Source organism: Pseudoalteromonas sp. P1-8, from assembly GCF_001399985.1.
Classification (GTDB): Bacteria; Pseudomonadota; Gammaproteobacteria; order Enterobacterales; family Alteromonadaceae; genus Pseudoalteromonas.
Genome location: NZ_LJSO01000004.1, coordinates 48,187 through 69,416, shown reverse-complemented (window position 1 = coordinate 69,416; position 21,230 = coordinate 48,187). Strand labels below are relative to the sequence as shown.

Below are 21,230 nucleotides of genomic sequence, written 5' to 3'. Positions count from 1 at the left end.
GCTATAGAAGGCCAGAATTTTTGTTATTAGTAAGAGTTTAGTCTAGCAAAGACATTTGAAAGTAACTAAATATTTTAAAAAATATTTTTGCTACGAATAAGCTATTTACTCAACTTTTATTTAGCTGAGTAAACGGCAAATTTAGTATTTTTGAAATCTGTGCTGTATTGGCCAAATTGTGCTTCTAAAATCGGTGGGTATTTTAAGAAGCTGTTTGCAACTATGGTCAATTTACCTTGCTTGCTCAAGTGTTGCTTTGCTGAGCTAAGAAATGCTTCGGCAATGGTGTAATCTGTGGCAATCCCCGTATGGAACGGTGGATTACTGATGATTAGGTCAAATTTACCATTAATATCAGTTAAGCCATCACTCAAAATTGCTTGGCCTTTGAGGTCATTTAACGCAAGCGTTTGCTCAGTGGCGTAAGTTGCAAGAGCACTTACATCGCTACATACAAATTCAAGCTCAGGCTGCTTTAAACCTAAGTAAGCAGCAATAATGCCAGCGCCACAAGCAAAGTCGAGTACTTTACCCTTGCTAACAGTTGGCGCATTATTCAGAAGTACCGCAGTGCCTACATCAAGCGCACCGTGGTTAAATACGCCTGGAACACTGATCGCAGTAAATTCAATATCGCCGGCTTTTACTTGGAATTGTTTGTGGTAATGGCTGATAGCAAAGTTATCGCTTAGCGTAAGCTCAGAGAATAAATACAGAATACAGTGCTTGGCACTATCGATCTTGTTACTAAAACCACAGTGGTCTTTTAGTTGTTTCTCTGCTGATTTAACACCGCTTTTATTTTCACCTACTACAAATAGTTGCGCATCTTGATGGCAAACAGCACGAATGTTATCAAGGCACATTTGTGCTTCTGGCTTTGCTTTTGGATAATAGTAGATAACTAAATCGTAGTTATTATTTGGAATAGTGTGATCAACCACTGCATGTATACCGGCTATTTTGCTGGCATACATAGCATTTGCATGGTTATAACTGAACGCAGTAATTTTTGCGTCGGGATTTAGCGCTTTAAGTTCGCGTAAAAAGCCATCTTGCTCAAAGTTAACCACTAAAATCGATTGCCCAACAAGTTCGTCTTCATTACGAAGCAATAGTAAACTTGGGTTGGTTAACTTACTCATGCTGCTTTTACCTTTTATTACTTAGTACGCTCGAACATTAGATCCCATACGCCGTGACCTAAACGGTGACCGCGCTGCTCAAATTTTGTCAGTGGACGTGAATCTGGGCGAGGAACGTAATCGTTAGTTTCTGATTGGTTTTTGTAGCCTTCAGCCACTTGCATTACTTCTAGCATATGCTCTGCATAATTTTCCCAGTCAGTGGCCATATGGAAAACACCGCCAATTTTTAATTTGCTACGTAATTTTTGTGTAAACTCTGGTTGTACGATACGACGCTTATGGTGACGTTTTTTATGCCATGGATCAGGGAAGAATAATTGCAGCTTAGATAAGCTTTCATCGGCAATACAGTCAGCAAGCACTTCAACCGCATCATGCTCGAATACGCGTAAGTTTGTTACACCAGCTTCATCGGCATCCATTAAACAAGCACCTACACCTGGGCGGTGAACTTCAATACCAATGAAGTTAAGTTCTGGTGCGTTTTTAGCCATTTCAACTAGCGATTTGCCCATACCAAAACCGATTTCTAGTACCACATCGTTATCGTTACCAAACACTTCTGCTAGGTTTAGCATGCCATTTTTGTGCTCAAGGCCCATAGTTGGCCAACACTTCTCGATGGCTGCCGCTTGGCCTTTTGTTAGGCGACCTTCGCGCTTAACGAAACTACGAATCGTGCGGATATATTTACCCTCTTGCTTTGCTTGCTCGAGGTTTGGGTTACTTGAGTCACTCATATATTTTGGCCTGATTAAAATACTGACTATAGAAAAAGGTTGCGTATTATCCCTGACCTGCGCCTTGAGTACAATAGTCAGGGGCTGTTTATCTTTCGAGATTAATATTGCGTCTATATGAGAGCAATTTAGGCAGAGCGCAGTCTGTACGACTTGCTTGGCCTAACTAACTGCAATAGACTTGACCGCAATGAGCTTCAGCAAGTAAAGATGTTATTTTGAATTTAAGCAATAAGGAGTCAACCTGGTTTGCAAACCAAGTGGTTGACTGGTACCACCTTCATGGCCGTAAAACTCTGCCATGGCAGCTAAATAAAACCCCTTATAAGGTATGGATCTCTGAGGTCATGCTACAGCAGACCCAAGTAGTAACTGTTATTCCTTACTTTGAAAAGTTTATGCAAAGCTTTCCTGACATCATTGCGCTTGCTAATGCCGATGAAGATCAGGTGCTTCACCATTGGACTGGGCTTGGCTATTACGCCCGGGCGCGCAACTTACATAAAACGGCAAAAATAGTTCGTGATAAATACCAAGGTAAATTTCCAACCACGCTTGAAGAGGTGATGGACTTGCCGGGTATTGGACGTTCAACTGCTGGGGCAATTTTGTCTTTGTCACTTGGCCAACATCATCCAATTTTAGATGGTAATGTTAAACGAGTACTGGCACGCTTTTTTATGGTTGAAGGCTGGTATGGAGTGAAAAAGGTCGAAAATCACCTTTGGTCATTATCATCGCAATTAACGCCTAAAGAGTCGGTCACTGAGTTTAATCAGGCTATGATGGATTTAGGTGCAAGTCTTTGTTCGCGAAGTAAGTTTGACTGTGAGCCTTGCCCTTTAAATAGTAAATGCCTTGCTTTTAAAGAAGGTAAAGTTAAAGAGTTCCCGCATTCAAAACCGAAAAAAGCTGTGCCGAAAAAGTCATGTTATCAACTTATACTAGCCTGCGATAATAAGGTGCTTATGGAAAAGCGCCCAAGCTCAGGGATATGGGGTGGTTTGTTTGGCTTTTTTGAGTTTAGCGAATTATCTGAGCTAGAAACATTTTTAGCCCAGCATGGTTTATCAAACAATACGCAGGCACTTGAAGCCTTTACCCATGTATTTTCGCATTTTGAGCTAACCATCAACCCACATGTTTTAACCTTGCCGAGTATTCCAGATCTTATTAATGAGCGGCAACTAGTTTGGTATCCGCTTGATGAGTCAGTTGAGGTTGGCCTTGCAGCCCCAACGAAAAAGCTGGTTAAACAATTAAGCGCAATAGATTACAATAGCATCACGCAATAAGAGTAGAGAGCAATTATGGCACGCACAGTATTTTGTCAAAAGTTACAAAAAGAAGCTGAAGGCTTAGGCTTCCAACTATACCCGGGTGAACTAGGTGAAAAGATTTTCAACAACATCAGTAAAGAAGCATGGGGCCAATGGCAACATAAGCAAACGATGTTGATCAACGAAAAACATCTGAACATGATGGACCCAGAGCACCGTGCTTTTTTAGAAGAGCAAATGGTAGGTTTCTTATTTGAAGGTAAAGACGTGGAAATTGAAGGCTACCGTCCTCCAGAAAAATAAACGAAGAAATTAAAAGTAAAAAGGGCCAATAGGCCCTTTTTTAATGTGTTGCTTCTTGCTCAGCTCTTTGTATTTGCTCTTTTAAGAATTGAGCTACTTTGGAGTATTCAATTTCATAACTATCGCGCAGTTCAATTAAATCATCGCTTGACAGTTCATCTTCTTTGCAGCGTTTTTCAAATTCGGCAGCTAGTTCTGCAACTTTCATTGCACCAATCGTTTTTGAGATTGACTTGAGCTGATGACAGGCTGAAATTATTTTCTCTAAGTCTTGCTCAATAACACCACTGTTGATTTCTTTACTGAGTTGATTACTTTGCTCTAAATACATTTTGAAAAAGCGTAGTTTCTTTGCTTCATCATTGTTTACATAGTTAGCAAGCATCGCCATATCAATAGGCGCTGTTGGTCTTTTAACTTCAAGTTTAGTGGCTTCAGGATTCGTTTTGTATGCACATTTGTGCAAAGTGGCCTCGAGCACATTTAGCTCAACAGGCTTGGTGATGTAATCATTCATCCCTATGCTTAAACAGCGTTCTTTTTCGCCTTTAAGGGCATTGGCGGTGATAGCAATCACATAAGGTTGCGCGTTAATATCTTCAAGCTGCGATGCTTCATGACGAATTTTTTCAACCATATCGTAGCCTGACATTTTCGGCATGTGTAAATCGGTCAAGATAATTGAGTGTTTACCTTCACGCCATGCTTCAAGGCCTTTTTCACCATTTTCAGCTACTTCAACACCATAACCTAATAGATGGAGCTGATCAGTTAACACTTGCTGATTTAATACGTTGTCTTCAACAAGCAATACAAGTTTGTTCTCTTCGCGGGCTTTATCAACACTTAAATAGTCGTTAAATGACTTAGCCGAAGCAATTTGTTTTGGCTTATGTAAACCTGCCGCCACTAGTAGCGACATCATAAAGTTAGACTTACACAGCGGTGCAGCATTTAGATAGAAGATATTTTTATGATTAACAGCGGCTTCATCTAGTTTACTTAACACAATTACTTGCTGTTTATTGTCTTCTAAGGTGTATAGCAAGCGACGTAAGATATAGTTAATATCTTCCATGGTTTCGATACCATCGAGGATCCAAATAATATCTTTTTTATCTTGTTCAGCTTCGATTTTGTCGCTGCTATCAGCAATAACAGGTGTTGCCCCCATAAATGATAGATAACGAGTAAGTAGTTTTTTTCGGCCATCATGATTGGTTACAACTACAACACGTTGGTCTTTCATTACCTGCTTGTGAGCATATTCAACTTTACCTTGTGTACTAAAAGGTAACTCGACAACAAACTCACTACCAATACCTAAATCACTTGTTACAGAGATGGTACCTAGCATTAGCTCAGTTAAGCTTTTACAAATCGATAAGCCTAAACCAGTACCACCGTATTCACGGGTGATTGAGCCTTCAGCTTGAATGAATGGGTTAAAGATTTCGCGAAGCTGTGCTTGCGTCATACCCTTGCCGTTGTCTAATACGCTAAAACGCAGGGTGTAGTGATCAGTGGTGTTTTGAGCCACCTCTACCGAGATTTTAACGTGGCCTTTATGTTTATCATCAGTACTAGTGAACTTAATTGCATTACTGCATAGGTTATAAAGTACTTGGCGAACACGCACCGTATCACCAATCAAATTTGTAGGGATATCTGGCGCAATTGCCAGCTCTAATTCAAGGTCACGCTTTTTGGCCACCGATGATAAAACACGAGCGACTTCTTCAATGGTGTCTGACACTGAGAAAGGAATATTATCGATATTCAGTTTACCTGCTTCGATTTTCGAGAAATCGAGAATGTCATCTAATATGCCTAATAAAGAAAATGCAGAATCACGAATAATTGTACTTAATCTGTGCTGCGCACCATCAAGCTCAGTTTGGCGAAGTAAGTCAATGGTACCGATAACCCCATTCATAGGGGTGCGAATTTCATGGCTCATGGTTGCTAAGAAAGTCGTTTTGGTTTCGTTTGCCTGTTCGGCTTTGAGAGTTGCTTGCTCAAGAGCTAGAGTACGGTTTTGTACTTCGTTTTCTAGACCACTTTGTAGTTTCTGTAAATCTGCCTGAGCAGCTTTGTTCTCTGTTATTGCTGATTGAACTTTATTAAGTAATAAATTGATATTTTTTGCTACTGAATCCAAACCAAAATCTAGGTTTTCATTTACTTGGGCTTGGTAGTCAGCATTGTCTGTGATGGCCATTAACTCACTGCTTAATGACTCACTACTTTTAGTAAAACGCTTATTAATAAAGATACTTAAGGCAAAAGATAAAATAGCCAGTGCTACTAAAGTCAATGCGGCTAAACCATATGCAAGACCTGCAGACTGCGCAATGGGTTCAGCAATCGGGTGTTGCTTTATAACTAGTTCACCAACTGGTTGATCATTAAACTCTAACACCGTATGAATAAGGGTGTTTTGTTCTAGCTTTTGATTAACTTTACTGGCTTCGATTAGCTTCTTATTACTGGCGTATACAAGCGATACATCGCCGTTGAATTCATATCGATATAAATAGTAATCAAAGCCATCATTAAGCAGGTGACTTAAATCGAGAACCTCTTTTACTTTATCTTGGCCAGGCATAGTTAATGCGCTGATTAGAGGTGCTGAAAGCTGATTTGATAATTGCTGCGCTGTGATAGTTGGTTTGCTATCTTGCTGAGTTACTTCACTTGTTGGATAAAAAGAGTAAGCAACAACCGCAAGTAGGGTGATGACAAGATTCGTGATTATAAAAAGCGGTAGTAGGCCTTTTACAGGTGAATTTGATTTACTTGGCATGGCTTTAGTCCAACAAATTATACAGCATCATTAAGCATATTCTTGATTATTGGACAATCCTACCATCTATGAAGAAAAATTCACCACGTTTTTAACATAGGTAACCCTTTTATGATGAGGGTCAACCAAAAAGCACAAAGTTTGTAGATTAAATAAGCTAAAAACTATTAAAAACAGCAATCTTGATTGAAAACTGTGCAAACAGTTAGAATCCTCAAAAAAAAGTTGACTTGAGAAGGCAAAACCCGTTTAATACGCCGCACGCCCAGATAGCTCAGTCGGTAGAGCAGAGGATTGAAAATCCTCGTGTCGGTGGTTCGATTCCGCCTCTGGGCACCATTATTTAATATATTGGTGTTTAATTTATGCTTTAAACATCAGTATCGTGCATAGCACACAGATTTAGTGTGCCGACTTAGCTCAGTTGGTAGAGCAACTGACTTGTAATCAGTAGGTCATCCGTTCAACTCGGATAGTCGGCACCATTTATTTTGCCCAGATAGCTCAGTCGGTAGAGCAGAGGATTGAAAATCCTCGTGTCGGTGGTTCGATTCCGCCTCTGGGCACCATTGATTCAAAGCCTCGCAATCGCGAGGCTTTTTTGTTTCTGTCCCTCCAAATCACGATTTTACATCCCGTAGATGTGAAGTTTATTTCGCGCGATGAACATAAGAGCTATCAGCTTTCAGGTTTTAAATACATAAGTTAGCGAGTTAGCAAGGGGAAAGAGTAAAGTTAGATTGTGCCCGCACATTGCTATGGCTAAACCCGGTACCGTAGGCGTGAAATTTATTTCGCGCGAATAAGAATAATAAGTTCTTGTATAAGAGAATAACTACATGGAAGATTTTCGATAGCTGATAGCTGATAGCTGATAGCTGAGCTGATAGCTGATAGCTGATAGTTTGCAACTTACCCCCATTTTCCTACCGTTCATCGTCCCCAAATGTAAGGCAGTGTAATGTTATGTAAAGTCAGTTGAGCAAAACTTAACGTGGTGCTTGAATTACACTCATAAATAGATGTTTTTCAGGTTTTTAGAATGAATTGGCAATATAAGCCGAGTTTATTGGCTTTAAGTGTAATTTTGCTAAGTGCATGTACGAGTCAGCCGACTCACAATGAACGAGTTGCTGAGCTTGAGACTGTACCAAGTGCATGGCAGCAACTCCCTTCTGGTGACAAGGCGCTTGCTGTTGAAGATAACTGGTTGCAGCAATTACACGACCCTCAAGTTTTTACTTTAGTTGAGCAAGCATTAGCCCATAACCAAGCGATTTTACAAGCGGGCTATGATGTCGCGATTAAAGAGCAGCAGCTTATTGCTGCTGGGGCTGATTTATGGCCAAGCCTTGATTTATCAACACGTGCGAGCCGTAGTAAAGATAACCGCCCTGTTAGTTATAACAATGCTAGTTCTGCATCATTAGAATTAAGCTACGAAGTTGATTTATGGGGAAAATTGTCGGCCTCAGAACGACAAGCAAACCTTGAGTACCTAGCTGAAAAAGCCACCTTTGCACAAAGCAAGCAACAATTAGTCGCTGATGTGGTAGCGGGTTGGTTTGATGTTATTACTAACCACAAATTACTTGAGCTATATAAGCAGCGTGAGCAAAACGCTGAGAAAAATTTAGATATTATTGAGTCAGGTTATCGCCAAGGTCTAAATGAAGCACTTGATGTTTATCTTGCTCGTAATGAGCTAAATACCGAGCGCTCGAACATTGCGGCGCAGCAAGCAACGTTAACTAAATCGATTCGCGATTTAGAGCGTTTAACAGGCCAATACCCAACTGGCGCGTTAAGCGTTAGCGCAGATTTACCACTACTCGATAGTGCTATTCCACTAGGTTTACCTTCAGAGCTTATCACTCGCAAACCTGAGTTAATGGCAAGCTGGTATCAATTACTTAGCACCGATGCTGGGCTTGCTTACGCGCACAAACAGCGTTTTCCGAGCTTAAATCTTTCTGCATCAATGAGTGATAGCACAGATAGAGTGAGCGACATATTTTCGCCTTCAAGCTTAGCGTGGTCGCTGATTGGTAGTATTTCGATGCCAATTTTTGAAGGGGGTCGCTTAAAAGCCAATGAAGAACAAGCAAGACTAAGCGTTAAGCGCCAAGAACAGGCGTATCTTGCCACACTTTATGATGCCTTTAACGATGTTGAAACAGCCATCAGCCAAGAGCAAGCGCTTAAAGTACGCTATGAAAAAACCATAGAAGCGCAAGAAAATGCCATTACCGCAGAGGCATTAGCGTTTGAACAATATCAAAGTGGCTTGGTTACCTACACCACGGTACTCGATGCACAAGACCGTTCGTTTAATGCGCAAAGCTCGGTAATCGAAATTAAAAACCAGTTAATTATTAATAGAATCAACTTACATATTGCCCTTGGTGGTGATTTTAGTGAAGCAAACAGCGAAGTAGCAGAGCAATAATCATGAATAGCAAGACACGTAAAATTTTAATTCCATTGGTAGTAATTGTTGTGACGGTACTGCTTGTCATGTTTATTAAAGGCAACCCGCCTCAAGCAAACCGCTTTTCTTCACCGCCAAAAGCAAAAGTAAATGTGGCAGTTAAGACCCTAACACCAGAAACCTATCAGGTGATGATTGATAGTTTTGGCACCGTAAAGCCACGTACGCAAAGTATGCTAGTCGCGCAGGCTTCAGGGCAAATTATCGAAATTAGTGAGCAATTTCGTGAAGGTGGCTTTTTCGAAAAAGGCGATGTGTTGTTGCAACTAGATGATAGAGATCACCGCGCCGAAGTAAAATCAGCACAAGCGACGTTATTAACCGCTGAGCAAAGCTTACTTGAAGAGCAAGCTCGTGGTCGTCAAGCTATTACTGATTGGGAGCGCTTAGGCAAGGGTGAACAAGCAAGTAGCCTGGTATTGCGTAAGCCACAACTTGCAGCAGCCGAGGCAAGTGTATTGTCTGCCCAAGCGACGCTTGAAAAAGCCAAACTTGATTTAGAGCGTACAAAAATCACTGCTCCATACGCGGGGCGAGTTTTAAGCCGCAGCGTAGATTTAGGCCAAGTGGTGAGTAATAACATGGAACTTGCCAGCATTTATGCGATTGACCGTGTTGAAATTCGCTTACCAATCAAAAATAAAGATCTGCCGTTCATTAACTTACCAGAACAATTTCGTGATGGTGCTAAAAATAGCGCAGGTTCACTCGTTAAATTTAGCTCAGATCTTGTTGGTAAACAGCAATGGCAAGGTCAAGTTATTCGCACCGAAGGGGCCATTGATGAAAGCGCGCAGCAGCTTTACGTGGTTGCACAAATTAATGACCCTTACAAAGCCACTTCTGCGAATCAGTATCCAATTAAAATTGGTCAGTACATCAAAGCGCAAATTACCGGCAAAGCGGTTGAAAATGCCATTGTGATCCCAAACAGCGCAATTTACCAAGGCACGTACGTTTATATTGAAGAACAAGGTGTATTACGTCGTAAAAACATCTCACTGGCTTGGCAAAACGCGACTCAAGCTATGGTTGCCGAAGGCTTATCAGCAGGAGAACACTTAGTGATTACTCCGCTTGGACAAGTTAGCTCAGGTACACAAGTTACCGTTATGGGTAGTGAAGCATATCAAGCTACGCGTGGTAAAGCACAGCGCCCAAGCAATCAAGAGCCGCCTAAAGAGCAAGGAGCGCAATAATGATCGCTTGGTTTACAAAGAATCATGTTGCAGCAAACTTATTGCTGATCAGCATTTTATTAGCGGGGCTATTTAGCGTTTCGACGCAAATACCACTCGAAGTGTTCCCTTCATTTGAGTCTGACAGAATTAGTGTTAGCGTGACCTTACGTGGCTCAACACCTGAAGATGTTGAAAAAGGTGTCGCTATCCGTATTGAAGAAGCGGTGCAAGATCTCGAAGGGATCAAGCGTATTACTAGCCGCTCATCAGAAGGCTCTGCCTCGGTATCAATTGAAGTAGATACCGGCTATGACCCACGGGAGCTATTAGCCGATATAAAAAGCCGGGTTGATGCCATTAACACTTTTCCGGTTGATGCCGAAAAACCAGTTGTAGCCCTTGCACAGCGCACTCGTGAAGTAATAGCGGTAACCGTGTCGAGTGAATACGGCGAAAAAGAAACTTTAGAATACGCCGAGCAGGTACGTGATGACTTATTACGCTTGCCAGAAATCACTCAGGTAGAGCTAAGTGGGGTGCGTGATTACGAAATTGCTATTGAAGTAAGCCAAGATACATTACGCCAATATGATTTACGCTTATCGGACATTTCTTCAGCAATTAGTAATTCAAGTACCGATGTTTCTGCAGGTAACTTAAAAACGGAAGGGGGTGATGTACTCATTCGCTCAAAAGGCCAAGCCTATCGTAAAGATGAGTTTGCCCAAGTTGTGGTGAAGTACCAAGCTGATGGTACCATTATTCGCCTAGGTGACATTGCTCGTATTACTGATGACTTCGAAGAAACCCCAGTTCGCACGCGATTCAATGGTAAGCAAGCGGCGTTTATTGATGTGTACCGTATTGGTCCGCAAAGTGCGATTGAAGTTGCTGATGCGGTAAAAAATTACATTACCGAGCATCAAAGCCAGCTACCTGAAGGGTTTGAGTTAAGCTTTTGGGATGACGACTCTGAAATCGTGAAAAGCCGTATTGCTACACTGACAACCAATGCTATTCAAGGTGGTATTTTAGTTCTTGCATTACTTACCTTGTTCTTGCGTCCTGCCATTGCGTTTTGGGTGTTTATTGGTATCCCTGTGTCATTCATGGGCGCGTTTTTAGCAATGCCAATTTTTGGTATTACGCTTAATGTAATGAGTTTATTTGGTTTTATTTTGGTACTTGGTATTGTTGTTGATGATGCCATTGTGACCGGTGAAAATGTCTACACCCACCTAAAAACAGCCGAAAGTGGTGAGCAAGCTGCTATTCGTGGTACGCAAGAAGTTGCGACACCCGTTACCTTTGGTGTACTTACAACGGTTGCTGCATTTTTACCATTAGCCTTTATCGAAGGTAACCGTGGTGCCTTATTTGCGCAAATTCCTGTTGTCGTTATTCCGGTATTACTGTTCTCTTTAATTGAGTCTAAATTTGTTCTGCCGGCTCACTTAAAGTACTTAAAACTACGAAGTGAAAAAAGTAATCCGTCAAAACTGCAGCAGTTTCAGCAGCGTTTTGCCGATGGCTTTGAACACGCCATTATGAAGTACTATCAGCCGCTACTAAATGTTGCACTAAAGAATAAATTAGCAACTGTCAGCTTGTTCGTAGGGGTTTTCTTCATCATTTTGACCCTGATCACCAGCGGTTGGACAAAGTTTATATTCTTCCCACGTATACCAAGTGAAACCGTTCGCGCAGAGCTAACATTCCCTGCTGGAACACCGTTTGAAGTGACCAACAAGTACATCATCGATATGTCAGAGAAGGCCAAAGAGCTACAAGACAAGTATCGCGATGAAGATGGTCAAAGCGTGATTTTAAATATTTTGGCAACCACGGGTGGCCGTGGTGGTTCGTCAAATACAGGTAGTGTGCGCTTTGAAATCACACCAGCCGAAAAACGTGAATCAGATATCGGCTCTCGAGAGCTTGCCAGTGAATGGCGTGACCTTATTGGTATTATACCGGGCGCAGAGAGTGTGACTTTCCGTGCTGAATTTGGTCGCAGTTCAGATCCTATTGATGTGCAGCTAAGTGGCAGCTCAATCGACACCCTTGAAGCTGTGGCAGAAAAGGTAAAAGAGCGTTTAGCAACTTACCCAACTGTGTACGAAATTGCTGATAGCATGTCAGATGGTAAAGACGAGCTGCAAATTGAGCTAACAGAGCAAGGTTTAGCGCTTGGTTTAAACCGTGTTGATGTATCACAGCAAGTGCGTAATTCCTTCTTTGGTGCGCAAGTTCAACGTATTCAACGTGGTCGTGATGATGTGCGTGTAATGGTGCGTTTGCCAATTGAAGAACGTCGCTCAGTTGCTGATTTAACCGATATTTTAATTAAAACCCCAACGGGTGGCACAGTGCCATTGTCGCATGTGGCGACCTTAGTACCGGGGCAAAGTCCATCGTCTATTTATCGTATTGATCGCTATCGCACGTTGAATGTGACAGCCGATGTTGAAAAATCAAATACCAATATGACGGTACTGCAAGCAGATTTAAAAACCTACTTAGATGAGCTCATGGTGCAATACCCAGGGGTTGATTACTCTCTCGAAGGTGAAGCCAAAGAGCAGCGAGAGTCATTTGGTTCATTGGCTTGGGGCCTCGTGTTTGTATTCTTTATTATTTATGCGTTATTAGCGATACCGTTTAAATCATACTTACAGCCATTAATTGTGATGAGTGTTATTCCGTTTGGCATGATAGGTGCGGTAATGGGCCACTGGGTAATGGGCATGGAGTTAACCATTATGAGCTTACTTGGCATGTTAGCCCTGATAGGTGTTGTAGTGAATGACTCTTTGGTACTGGTTGATTTTATCAATAAGAAACGTGAAGAGGGCGGTGATTTACTTGAAACCGTTAAGCTTGCCGGTGCGGCACGTTTTCGCCCTGTTATGCTAACCAGTTTAACCACCTTTATTGGCTTAATGCCGCTGTTATTTGAAAAAGCAACGCAAGCACAATTCCTTATTCCAATGGCAGTAAGCCTTGGTTTTGGGATTATCTTCGCAACGCTTATCACCTTGCTATTAGTGCCAGTTAATTACCTATTAATGGAGCGTTTTCAAGGGTGGTTTAAGTAGGGGCGATAGGTTAAAAGCATGTGTGTTGGGTAGAGTGAAGTGAAACCCAACGCACAGGAGCTTTCAGCTTTCAGCCCTCAGCTATCAGAAAAACAAATAAGTTAACGAGTTAGCAAGGGGAAAGAGTAAAGTTAGATTGTGAACGCACATTGCTATGGCTAAACCCGGTGCCGTAGGCGTGAAATTTATTTCGCGCGATATTTCTTAAATAACGGGTAAGTCGTAGGTCGGGCTTTAGCCCGTCAATGTTAGCGATTATGTGTCGCCATAAATGACGACTGCTTGACTCATTAGCTCGTAGGTTGGTTAGAGCAGAGCGAAACCCAACATACAGGAGCTATCAGCTTTCAGCTATCAGAAAAACAAACAAGTTAGCAAGGGGGAAGAGTAAAGTTAACGACTGCCGAGATGTAGGAGGCGTTTCAACGCCGAAAACTAAAATTTCTTGTAAAAGGGAAATATAAGGAAAGTATTGATAACTTGAAACTTGAAACTTGAAACTAATTAGTACCGTAGGCGTGAAATTTATTTCGCGCGAATAAGAATAATAAGCTCTTGTATAAAAGAAAAACTACATGGAAGATTTTCGATAGCTGATAGCTGATAGCTGATAGCTGGCTTGATGGTGTTCCCCAAGTATGCGGTGCCCGGTGTCAGTCCTGAAACCTTGAGGTTTCAGGGCGGGGATCTGCGGTCTACCGTAGGCTTCTCGGTACATGCCGAGCTTGCACAATAGTAAACGAACAGAAACCCTAACATAAAATTTATCGGCTCAGGGACTTAACCAAGCTCCTGCACCCTAGGGAACACCTTCAGTATATAAGACAAGTTTCAATCCTTAAACCATAGAAGTAAAAAAAGCGGATCGTTCGGGTAGTTTTTCCCCACCTTTAACTGCTTATTTACTTTTCAGATTGCTTTTTGACCTCAATCATACAATTAATTGGAGTTGCGATTTATCGAGTGGTAGCATGGCGTTACTTAGCCGAACAAAGAAAAAGTTATGAGCACGTTACCTGATTACCAACAAGCCCAATTGTTATTAGAAAAGAATGAAATTTTTGTCGCACCAGCCGAAGCCCATGGTGTGATCAGTGGTTTATTAGCCTGTGGCATCAATATCGAAGCCGACGAATACTTAGGTTTATTAAGCGATGTATTCAATGATGGCTTAGCCTTCAATAAAGATTTAAAAGCATTTTTTGCTGATGTGTATTCTCAGGTTGTTGCCAGCTTTAGCGATGAAGAATTTCAGTTTGACCTATTCTTACCAAGCGACGACGAAACACTGATCGATTTAGCCAATGGCTTAGTATCTTGGGTATCGGGTTTTATGCTTGGTTTTGGTTTAAAACAAAAAGATTACGGCAAGTTATCTGCTGACGTGAAAGAAGTGATCAGCGATTTTAGTGAAATTACCCGCCTAGACACCATGTTTGAAGAGACCGAAGAAGACAGCCAAGCACTCCACGAAGTGATTGAGTATGTGCGTGTTTCTGCGCTTTTATGTTTTGCTGAATTAGGCAAAGAGCCTGCAGATAAAAACCCTAAGAAGACCCTTCACTAATCAAATTACAGAGGTTTAGCATGTCGTCTATTGCAATAGATAAAGCTGAATTTAAAGCCCGCCGCGAGCGCTTGCTTGCTATGATGGATAAAAATAGCGTGGCTATTATTCCTGCGGCTGGAGAAGTAACACGTAGCCGTGATACTGAATATGCATTTCGCCAAGACAGTGACTTTTTCTACCTAACAGGGTTTAACGAACCAGATGCAGTTTTAGTGCTTTGCCCGTCAAGCGATACACCAAGTACGCTTATTTGCCGTAATAAAGATAAACTAGCTGAAATTTGGCATGGCCGTAGAATTGGCTTCGAAAAAGCTAAATCAGAGTACTTATTCGACGCAACTTGCCCACTTAGTGAACTAGATGAACAATTATTAGATTTGGTGAACGGCCAGCAGATTTTATTTTATGCACAAGGCACTTACGCAAATTTCGATGCAAAGGTTTGGGACTTATTAAACACACTTCGCGGCGCACCTAAAAAAGGCTATAAAGCACCGCATACCATTAAAGATATTCGTGGTTTAGTGCATGAAATGCGTTTGTTTAAATCTGACGCAGAATTAAACATTATGCGTACAGCTTGTGAAATTAGTGCACAAGGCCATATTCGCGCGATGCAGTTTGTCAAACCAGGCGCAACTGAATACCAATTAGAAGCAGAGCTTCATCACCATTATGCAATGAATGGTGCCCGTCATCCTGCTTATGGCACGATAGTCGGCAGTGGCGATAACGCTAACATTTTGCACTACACACAAAATGACGCTGAGCTAAAAGATGGCGATTTAGTGTTAATTGATTCTGGCTGTGAACTTGAAGGTTATGCGGCAGATATCACACGTACTTTCCCAATCAATGGCAAGTTTAGCGAACCTCAAGCAGCGCTTTACAACATTGTATTAGCAGCTCAAGAAGCAGCATTCAGCCAAGTAAAGCCAGGCGGTAGTTTATCGAAAGCGAATGAACTGGCCTCAACGGTATTAACGCAAGGGCTTATTGATTTAGGCATTTTAACCGGTGAGCTTGATGAGCTAATGGCAAACCAAGCGTGCAAAGCATTTTACATGCATGGCCTTGGTCATTGGTTAGGGTTAGACGTACACGATGTTGGCGAATATAAGCTTGATGAAAAAGAGCGCGTATTTGAGCCGGGCATGGTGCTCACAATCGAACCGGGTTTATATATTAGCGAAGATGCAAAAGCACCAGAGCAATATAAAGGCATCGGTATTCGTATCGAAGATAACTTACTTGTCACTAAAGATGGCCATGAAAACCTGACCATTTCGGTTCCTAAAACCATTAGTGACATTGAAGCAGTGATGCAAGCAAACAAAGGCTAGGAGCAAGCGTGGCAAAGCAGTTTGATGTTGTCATTATCGGCGGTGGAATGGCAGGTGCAAGTTGTGCCCTAGGCCTAAAACAGAGCAATAAGCAGTTATCAATCGCTGTAATTGAAGCAAATGAAGTGAGCGCAAACTATCATCCAAGCTTTGATGATAGAAGCATTGCGCTGGCTCAGCAGTCTGTTCAGTACTTAAAGTCAATCAATGCGTTTGATTGCCAAGCACCATTTGCGGCAGCGATTAAAAAAGTCACTGTGTCTGATCGTGGTCATTTTGGTAAAACGCATATTGATTGCCAAGAATATGGTCATGATGCCCTTGGTTATGTGGTCGAAGTGAACCCATTTGGGCGCAGCCTTCATCAGCAACTTACGCGTACTGATGTTAGTTTGTTTTGCCCTAATACGGTTGCCAAGCTTGAATACCAAAGCGATTTTGCCAACATCACGCTGAGCTCGGGCGAGCAGTTAAGCGCAAAGCTTGTGGTGATTGCTGATGGCGCTCATTCGCAAAGCCGTAAACTGGCTAATATTGAATTTAATACCCGCGCATATCAGCAAGCGGCGATTATTGCCAACATCGAAGTGGCTGGCGGTCATCATAATCATGCCTTTGAGCGTTTTACTGAGCACGGCCCAATGGCGTTGTTGCCAATGAGTAATAACCGATACTCACTGGTGTGGTGCATGGAGCCTGAGCAAATTGAGCACACTATGGCGCTTGAAGACGATGCCTTTTTAGCTGCGTTACAAAAAGCATTTGGTTACTGCGGCGGCTCATTTAGCAAAGTGGGTATGCGCGCAAGTTATCCGCTTGTGTACGGTAAAGCAGAATCACTGAGCAGCCACCGTACGGTATTAATTGGTAATGCAGGGCATGCTATTCACCCAATCGCAGGGCAGGGCTTTAATTTAGGCCTACGTGATGTGCAATTATTGTGTGATATGGCAAATAGAAGCGACCTTGGTGATTACGCTTTTACGCGTAATTACAGCCAAACTCGCAGTAAAGATATTACGACCGTGATGACACTCACAGACAGCCTAGTGCGTTTGTTCTCTAACTCATCACGATTGCTCGCGCTTGGTCGCAGCATTGGCCTTTTCTCAATGGATTTATTCTCCTCGTTAAAAACCCCGCTGGCAAAACAGCTTATGGGTCAGGTTAAGCAAGGTAAACGGATATGAAACAAGCACAAGTTTGTATTGTCGGTGGTGGCTGTGTTGGCCTTACGCTAGCACTTGGTTTAGCAAAAGCAGATATCAGCGTTGTGGTGATTGATGCGAGTAAAAGTCAAACCTTACCGGGTGATGATTATGCACTTCGCGTGAGCGCATTGAGCTTGGCTAGTCAGGGCTTATTCGAGTCTTTAAATGTATGGCCAGAGATCATTAAACAACGTGCTACACCGTATACCTCGATGGATGTACGAGATCAAGACAGCTTTGGTAAAATTCATTTTGATCATAACGATCTCGATTTGCCGCAGCTCGGTCATATCGTCGAAAACGACATTATTCGCTACGCTTTAATTAGCGAACTTGAAAAGCAAAGTAATGCCACTTTATTGTTCGAAACCCGCTACCAGCAAATTCATCAAACCGACTCTGATGTGTTTATTACTCTTGAAAGCGGCGAGCCTGTAATTGCTAAGTTATTAGTAGCGGCTGATGGGGCTAACTCGGCTATTCGTAAGCAGTTCAATATGCCAATTACTTTTAAAGATTACGACCATCACGCTATTGTTGCCACGGTTAAAACCGCTGATGAGCATAACAACACAGCACGCCAAGTGTTTTTGCCAACCGGGCCGCTGGCGTTTTTACCCTTGCCAGATAACCATACGCACTCAATTGTTTGGTCAACAAGCCCTGAGCATTGCGACACACTTTTAGCGCTTGATGATAACAACTTTAATAAAGCGGTTATGGCAGCCCTCGATGGCCAATGTGGTTTATGTGAAGTGCAAAGTGAGCGCATGGCGTTTCCACTTAAGATGCGTTATGCCCAGCAGTGGGTGTCGGGCAAAGTAGTATTAATAGGCGATGCAGCGCATACCATTCATCCATTAGCTGGTTTAGGTATGAACCTTGGCCTAAAAGACGCCGCTTATTTAATTGAGCTATTAAGTAATGAGCAAGGCGAGTTTGCAAGTGCACGCACGCTGCGTGATTATGAACGTACTCGTAAGCTTGATGCACAAAAACATATTGCCATGATGCAAGGCTTAAAAGAGTTATTTGCAGGTGCTAACCCACTGAAAAAGCTTGTACGTGGTGTTAGTTTAAGCCTTGTAGACAACCTTGGCCCAATTAAACATTTGTTCGCAAAAGAAGCAATCGGTAAATAACACCTAACTAGTTGTTACAACTTAGTTTAAGCCGCAGCTAAGCAATTAGCTGCGGCTTTTTTGCACTTATATGAACGCAAAATGATAGCGCTGTCATTTTTGTTAGTGTATGATTAAATTTTTGTGATTGGTATGGAAATTAAACAGCTTTGTTAAGCGATAATCTCCAACCAAATAAAAATAATTAAACTAAGAGAACAATTATGGAAGCAACGGTTGAGTGTGACAACAACACAAAACAAAGCATCTGGCTGCCAATGGTATTGGCCGGCTCAATGTTTTTTATCTTAGGGTGTATAACGTGGCTTAATGGTGCAATTACACCATTTTTGCAGCAAATGCTTGAGCTTTCGCCGTTACAAGCTTCGTTTATCATCTCTTCTTTTTATATTGCGGTAACAGTTGCCGGTATCCCATCGGCTATGCTGATCAAACGCGTTGGTTATAAGAATGGTATGGCGATTGGCTGTGCGATTATGGCTTTATCGGCGCTGATGTATATTCCGGCTGCGAAACTGCAAATGATCGAAATTTTCTTGTTCGCACAGTTAATGATAGGTGTTGGACAAACCGTGCTACAAACCGCTGTTAACCCATACGTGGTGAAAATGGGCTCTGAAAAATCAGCCGCTGTGCGCGTGTGTATCATGGGCTTATTAAACAAATTTGCGGGTGTTATCGTGCCGGTGATTTTTGCAGCTGTAGTAGTAAGCGGTGTGGTTGATGGTGCAGGTAAATTATCGCAAGAACAAAAAGATATTATGGCAAATAGCCTTATCATGCCTTATGTGTTGATTGCTGCGTTAATCATGTTATTTGCTGCCTTTGCGAAATTTGCACCATTACCTGATTTAGTGTTTGATGAAGACGAAACATCAAACGGTAAAGGTGAAATTAAAGAAACCCTAGCACACCCTCACTTAGTTTTAGGTGTAGTGGGTATTGCTTTATACGTTGCTGTTGAAGTGATTGCAGCAGATACCATTGGCTCGTACGCTTTACAAATTGGCGTTGCTGACTACTCAGTTATGACCTCTTACACTATGGCGTGTATGTTGATTGGTTACGCGATTGGTATTTTGACTATTCCACGCTTTATGAGCCAACAAACAGCGTTATTAATGTCGGGTATTGCCGGTATTATCACGGTGTTGTTAGTGGTACTTGGTAGCAATGACTCGTTTATTATTTCAAACCTATTATTAGTGCCATTTGGTGGCCCGCAATTACCAGACCCATTGTTATGCATTGCGTTATTAGGTTTTGCTAATGCCATGGTTTGGCCTGCAATTTGGCCACTAGCTTTAGCTGGCTTAGGTCGCTTAACAGGCACTGCATCAGGCTTATTGATCATGGGTATTGCTGGTGGTGCACTTGGCCCATTATTAATCGGTTTAGGAAACGTAGCAGGCCTTGGTGCACAAGGCGCTTACATTGTGATGATCCCAAGTTATGTATTCATTTTATTTTACGCCTTAAAAGGCCATAAGATGAGAAGCTGGAAATAACCCAGTAGATTATTTTCAAGTTAGGTAAAGCCGCGGTACGCCCATCACTGCGGCTTTTTTGATCTTAAACTAAAGCTATCAGCTTTCAGCCGTCAGCTATCAGATTCAAAGTTAGCGAGTTACAAGGGTAAAGAGTAAAGGGGAAAGTTTGCGAGATGCGAGTTGTAGGAGGCGTTTGAAAAAAGTCAAAGGGGGAGGTATTCCAACCCAAAAAACACTATGCTGTTAGCACCTAGCACCGTAGGCGTGAAATTTATTTCGCGCGATGATCTATTTAAAACGTGTCATGTAAGCAGAACGACTACATATTTCATTTACTACGCGATATAAAATCGCTGCTACAATTTTGAAAACTCGCAACTCGCAACTCGCAACTCGCAACTCGCAACTCGCAACTCNAAACTCGAAACTCGAAACTCGAAACTCGAAACTCGAAACTCGCTAACTCGCTAACTCAAACCTACGTTAAACGTAGGGCGATGAACTCGGCGAGTTTGTCTACGGCGGTACCGGGGTCGTCGGTGCGTTTAATTAAACTAATACCTATTTGACCAAGCTCGGGGAGGTCTTTGGTTTGCAATTGGTAGTTAAGCTCATTCGGTACGGTGCTTTTTGCAAGCACTGTAATGCCTAAGCCTTCTTTTAATGCCGCAGTTAGGCCAGTTAAGTCGGCATTACTGTAGGCAATACGGTATTTAATACCCGCACTTTGTAGAGCTTCGATTGCGCGGCGGCGATAAATACATCCCTCGGGGGCGGTTACAAGCGTGACCACATCGTTTTGTGCAAGGTTTAAATCACCCACCCATACTAGTTGGTCTTGCATAAAAATAGGGAACTTGGCAGATTCTAGCTCTTCGTTTAATGCCAGTACTAAATCGAATTGGTCTTGGCGCGAAACCGACAACAAATGTTTACTCAAACGAGAGCGTACTTCGAGCGATACGTCAGGGTAGAGGGCCACGAAGTCACCAATGATCGAAGGTAGAATACGTGCGGCAAATTCACTGGGGATCCCCAAGCGCACTTTACCGGTCACGTTTTCGCTGGTGAACTGCTGCAAAATGGCATCGTTTTGTTGCAGCATTTGCTTAGCTAATGGCATAAGCAATTCGCCGTATTGATTAAGCACTTGGCGCTGGCCTTGCTTTTTAAACAGCTTATGGCCCAGCATATCTTCAAGGCGCTTTATTTGTAAGCTCACAGCTGGTTGCGATAGCCCCAATAATTCACCTGCTTTGGCAAATCCGCCAACTTCAACAACAGTGACTAAAGTACGTAAACTATCGGTAGAAATGTTTTTCATTAAAAAATTCTATTTATAGGGCTATATATATAAGCATTATTTATCAATTGATAAATAATTACAATTTGTTGTTGCCAGCACGGCGCAATATACTTCAAGCATT

At 42.2% G+C, this 21,230-nt stretch carries 14 protein-coding genes, 3 tRNA genes and 1 other RNA gene; 13 read left to right on the top strand and 5 right to left on the bottom strand.

What is annotated here, in order from left to right:
- Positions 1 to 116: 116 nt before the first annotated feature.
- Positions 117 to 1,145 carry a 16S rRNA (guanine(1207)-N(2))-methyltransferase RsmC gene (rsmC, locus tag AN213_RS07225; protein WP_055198133.1) on the bottom strand — a complete coding sequence of 343 codons (1,029 nt, stop codon included), beginning with the start codon at positions 1,143 to 1,145 and terminating at the stop codon, positions 117 to 119.
- 17 nt (positions 1,146 to 1,162) lie between these two features.
- Entirely contained in the window at positions 1,163 to 1,888 is a 726-nt protein-coding gene (gene trmB / locus AN213_RS07220; protein ID WP_055198132.1) for a tRNA (guanosine(46)-N7)-methyltransferase TrmB, read from the bottom strand.
- Positions 1,889 to 2,106: 218 nt separating this feature from the next.
- Between trmB and mutY the strand changes: the two genes are divergently transcribed.
- Positions 2,107 to 3,183: an A/G-specific adenine glycosylase gene (gene mutY / locus AN213_RS07215; RefSeq protein WP_408002929.1), complete on the top strand. Its 1,077-nt coding sequence runs from the start codon at positions 2,107 to 2,109 to the stop codon at positions 3,181 to 3,183.
- A 15-nt stretch (positions 3,184 to 3,198) separates the two neighbouring features.
- Entirely contained in the window at positions 3,199 to 3,471 is a 273-nt protein-coding gene (locus AN213_RS07210; protein WP_036970432.1) for an oxidative damage protection protein, read from the top strand.
- A 40-nt stretch (positions 3,472 to 3,511) separates the two neighbouring features.
- On the opposite strand, the gene AN213_RS07205 is transcribed toward AN213_RS07210, so the two are convergent.
- Positions 3,512 to 6,277 carry a hybrid sensor histidine kinase/response regulator gene (locus AN213_RS07205; protein WP_055198128.1) on the bottom strand — a complete coding sequence of 922 codons (2,766 nt, stop codon included), beginning with the start codon at positions 6,275 to 6,277 and terminating at the stop codon, positions 3,512 to 3,514.
- Between the two features lie 263 nt (positions 6,278 to 6,540).
- On the opposite strand from AN213_RS07205, the gene AN213_RS07200 reads away from it, so the two are divergent.
- From AN213_RS07200 to AN213_RS07175, 6 genes are all read left to right on the top strand, one after another.
- Positions 6,541 to 6,616, top strand: a tRNA-Phe gene (locus AN213_RS07200).
- A gap of 70 nt (positions 6,617 to 6,686) precedes the next feature.
- Positions 6,687 to 6,762 (top strand) — tRNA-Thr (locus AN213_RS07195).
- 8 nt (positions 6,763 to 6,770) lie between these two features.
- Positions 6,771 to 6,846, top strand: a tRNA-Phe gene (locus tag AN213_RS07190).
- A 473-nt stretch (positions 6,847 to 7,319) separates the two neighbouring features.
- Positions 7,320 to 8,726: a TolC family protein gene (locus AN213_RS07185; RefSeq protein WP_055198127.1), complete on the top strand. Its 1,407-nt coding sequence runs from the start codon at positions 7,320 to 7,322 to the stop codon at positions 8,724 to 8,726.
- Positions 8,727 to 8,728: 2 nt separating this feature from the next.
- Positions 8,729 to 9,967, top strand: a complete 1,239-nt coding sequence (locus AN213_RS07180) for an efflux RND transporter periplasmic adaptor subunit (protein ID WP_054560765.1) — start codon at positions 8,729 to 8,731, stop codon at positions 9,965 to 9,967.
- Positions 9,967 to 13,047, top strand: a complete 3,081-nt coding sequence (locus AN213_RS07175) for an efflux RND transporter permease subunit (protein WP_055198125.1) — start codon at positions 9,967 to 9,969, stop codon at positions 13,045 to 13,047. Before AN213_RS07180 ends, AN213_RS07175 begins: the two co-directional genes overlap by 1 nt.
- A 625-nt stretch (positions 13,048 to 13,672) precedes the next feature.
- On the opposite strand, the gene ssrS is transcribed toward AN213_RS07175, so the two are convergent.
- Positions 13,673 to 13,856, bottom strand: a non-coding RNA gene (ssrS, locus tag AN213_RS20040) — 6S RNA.
- A 194-nt stretch (positions 13,857 to 14,050) separates the two neighbouring features.
- On the opposite strand from ssrS, the gene AN213_RS07170 reads away from it, so the two are divergent.
- From AN213_RS07170 to nagP, 5 genes are all read left to right on the top strand, one after another.
- Positions 14,051 to 14,614, top strand: a complete 564-nt coding sequence (locus tag AN213_RS07170) for a UPF0149 family protein (RefSeq protein ID WP_054551315.1) — start codon at positions 14,051 to 14,053, stop codon at positions 14,612 to 14,614.
- A gap of 20 nt (positions 14,615 to 14,634) precedes the next feature.
- Complete coding sequence (pepP, locus tag AN213_RS07165; RefSeq protein ID WP_055198123.1) at positions 14,635 to 15,960, top strand: Xaa-Pro aminopeptidase; 1,326 nt, start codon at positions 14,635 to 14,637, stop codon at positions 15,958 to 15,960.
- A gap of 8 nt (positions 15,961 to 15,968) precedes the next feature.
- A complete protein-coding gene (ubiH, locus tag AN213_RS07160; protein WP_055198121.1) occupies positions 15,969 to 17,150 on the top strand; it encodes a 2-octaprenyl-6-methoxyphenyl hydroxylase in 1,182 nt (393 codons plus the stop codon).
- Entirely contained in the window at positions 17,147 to 18,313 is a 1,167-nt protein-coding gene (locus AN213_RS07155; RefSeq protein ID WP_055198119.1) for an FAD-dependent monooxygenase, read from the top strand. The genes ubiH and AN213_RS07155 overlap by 4 nt, the downstream gene beginning before the upstream one ends.
- 203 nt (positions 18,314 to 18,516) lie before the next feature.
- Positions 18,517 to 19,821 carry an N-acetylglucosamine MFS transporter NagP gene (gene nagP, locus AN213_RS07150; protein WP_055198117.1) on the top strand — a complete coding sequence of 435 codons (1,305 nt, stop codon included), beginning with the start codon at positions 18,517 to 18,519 and terminating at the stop codon, positions 19,819 to 19,821.
- 460 nt (positions 19,822 to 20,281) lie between these two features.
- Here nagP and AN213_RS07145 read toward each other — a convergent pair whose 3' ends face one another.
- A complete protein-coding gene (locus AN213_RS07145) occupies positions 20,282 to 21,127 on the bottom strand; it encodes a LysR family transcriptional regulator (RefSeq protein ID WP_054560757.1) in 846 nt (281 codons plus the stop codon).
- Positions 21,128 to 21,230: the final 103 nt, after the last annotated feature.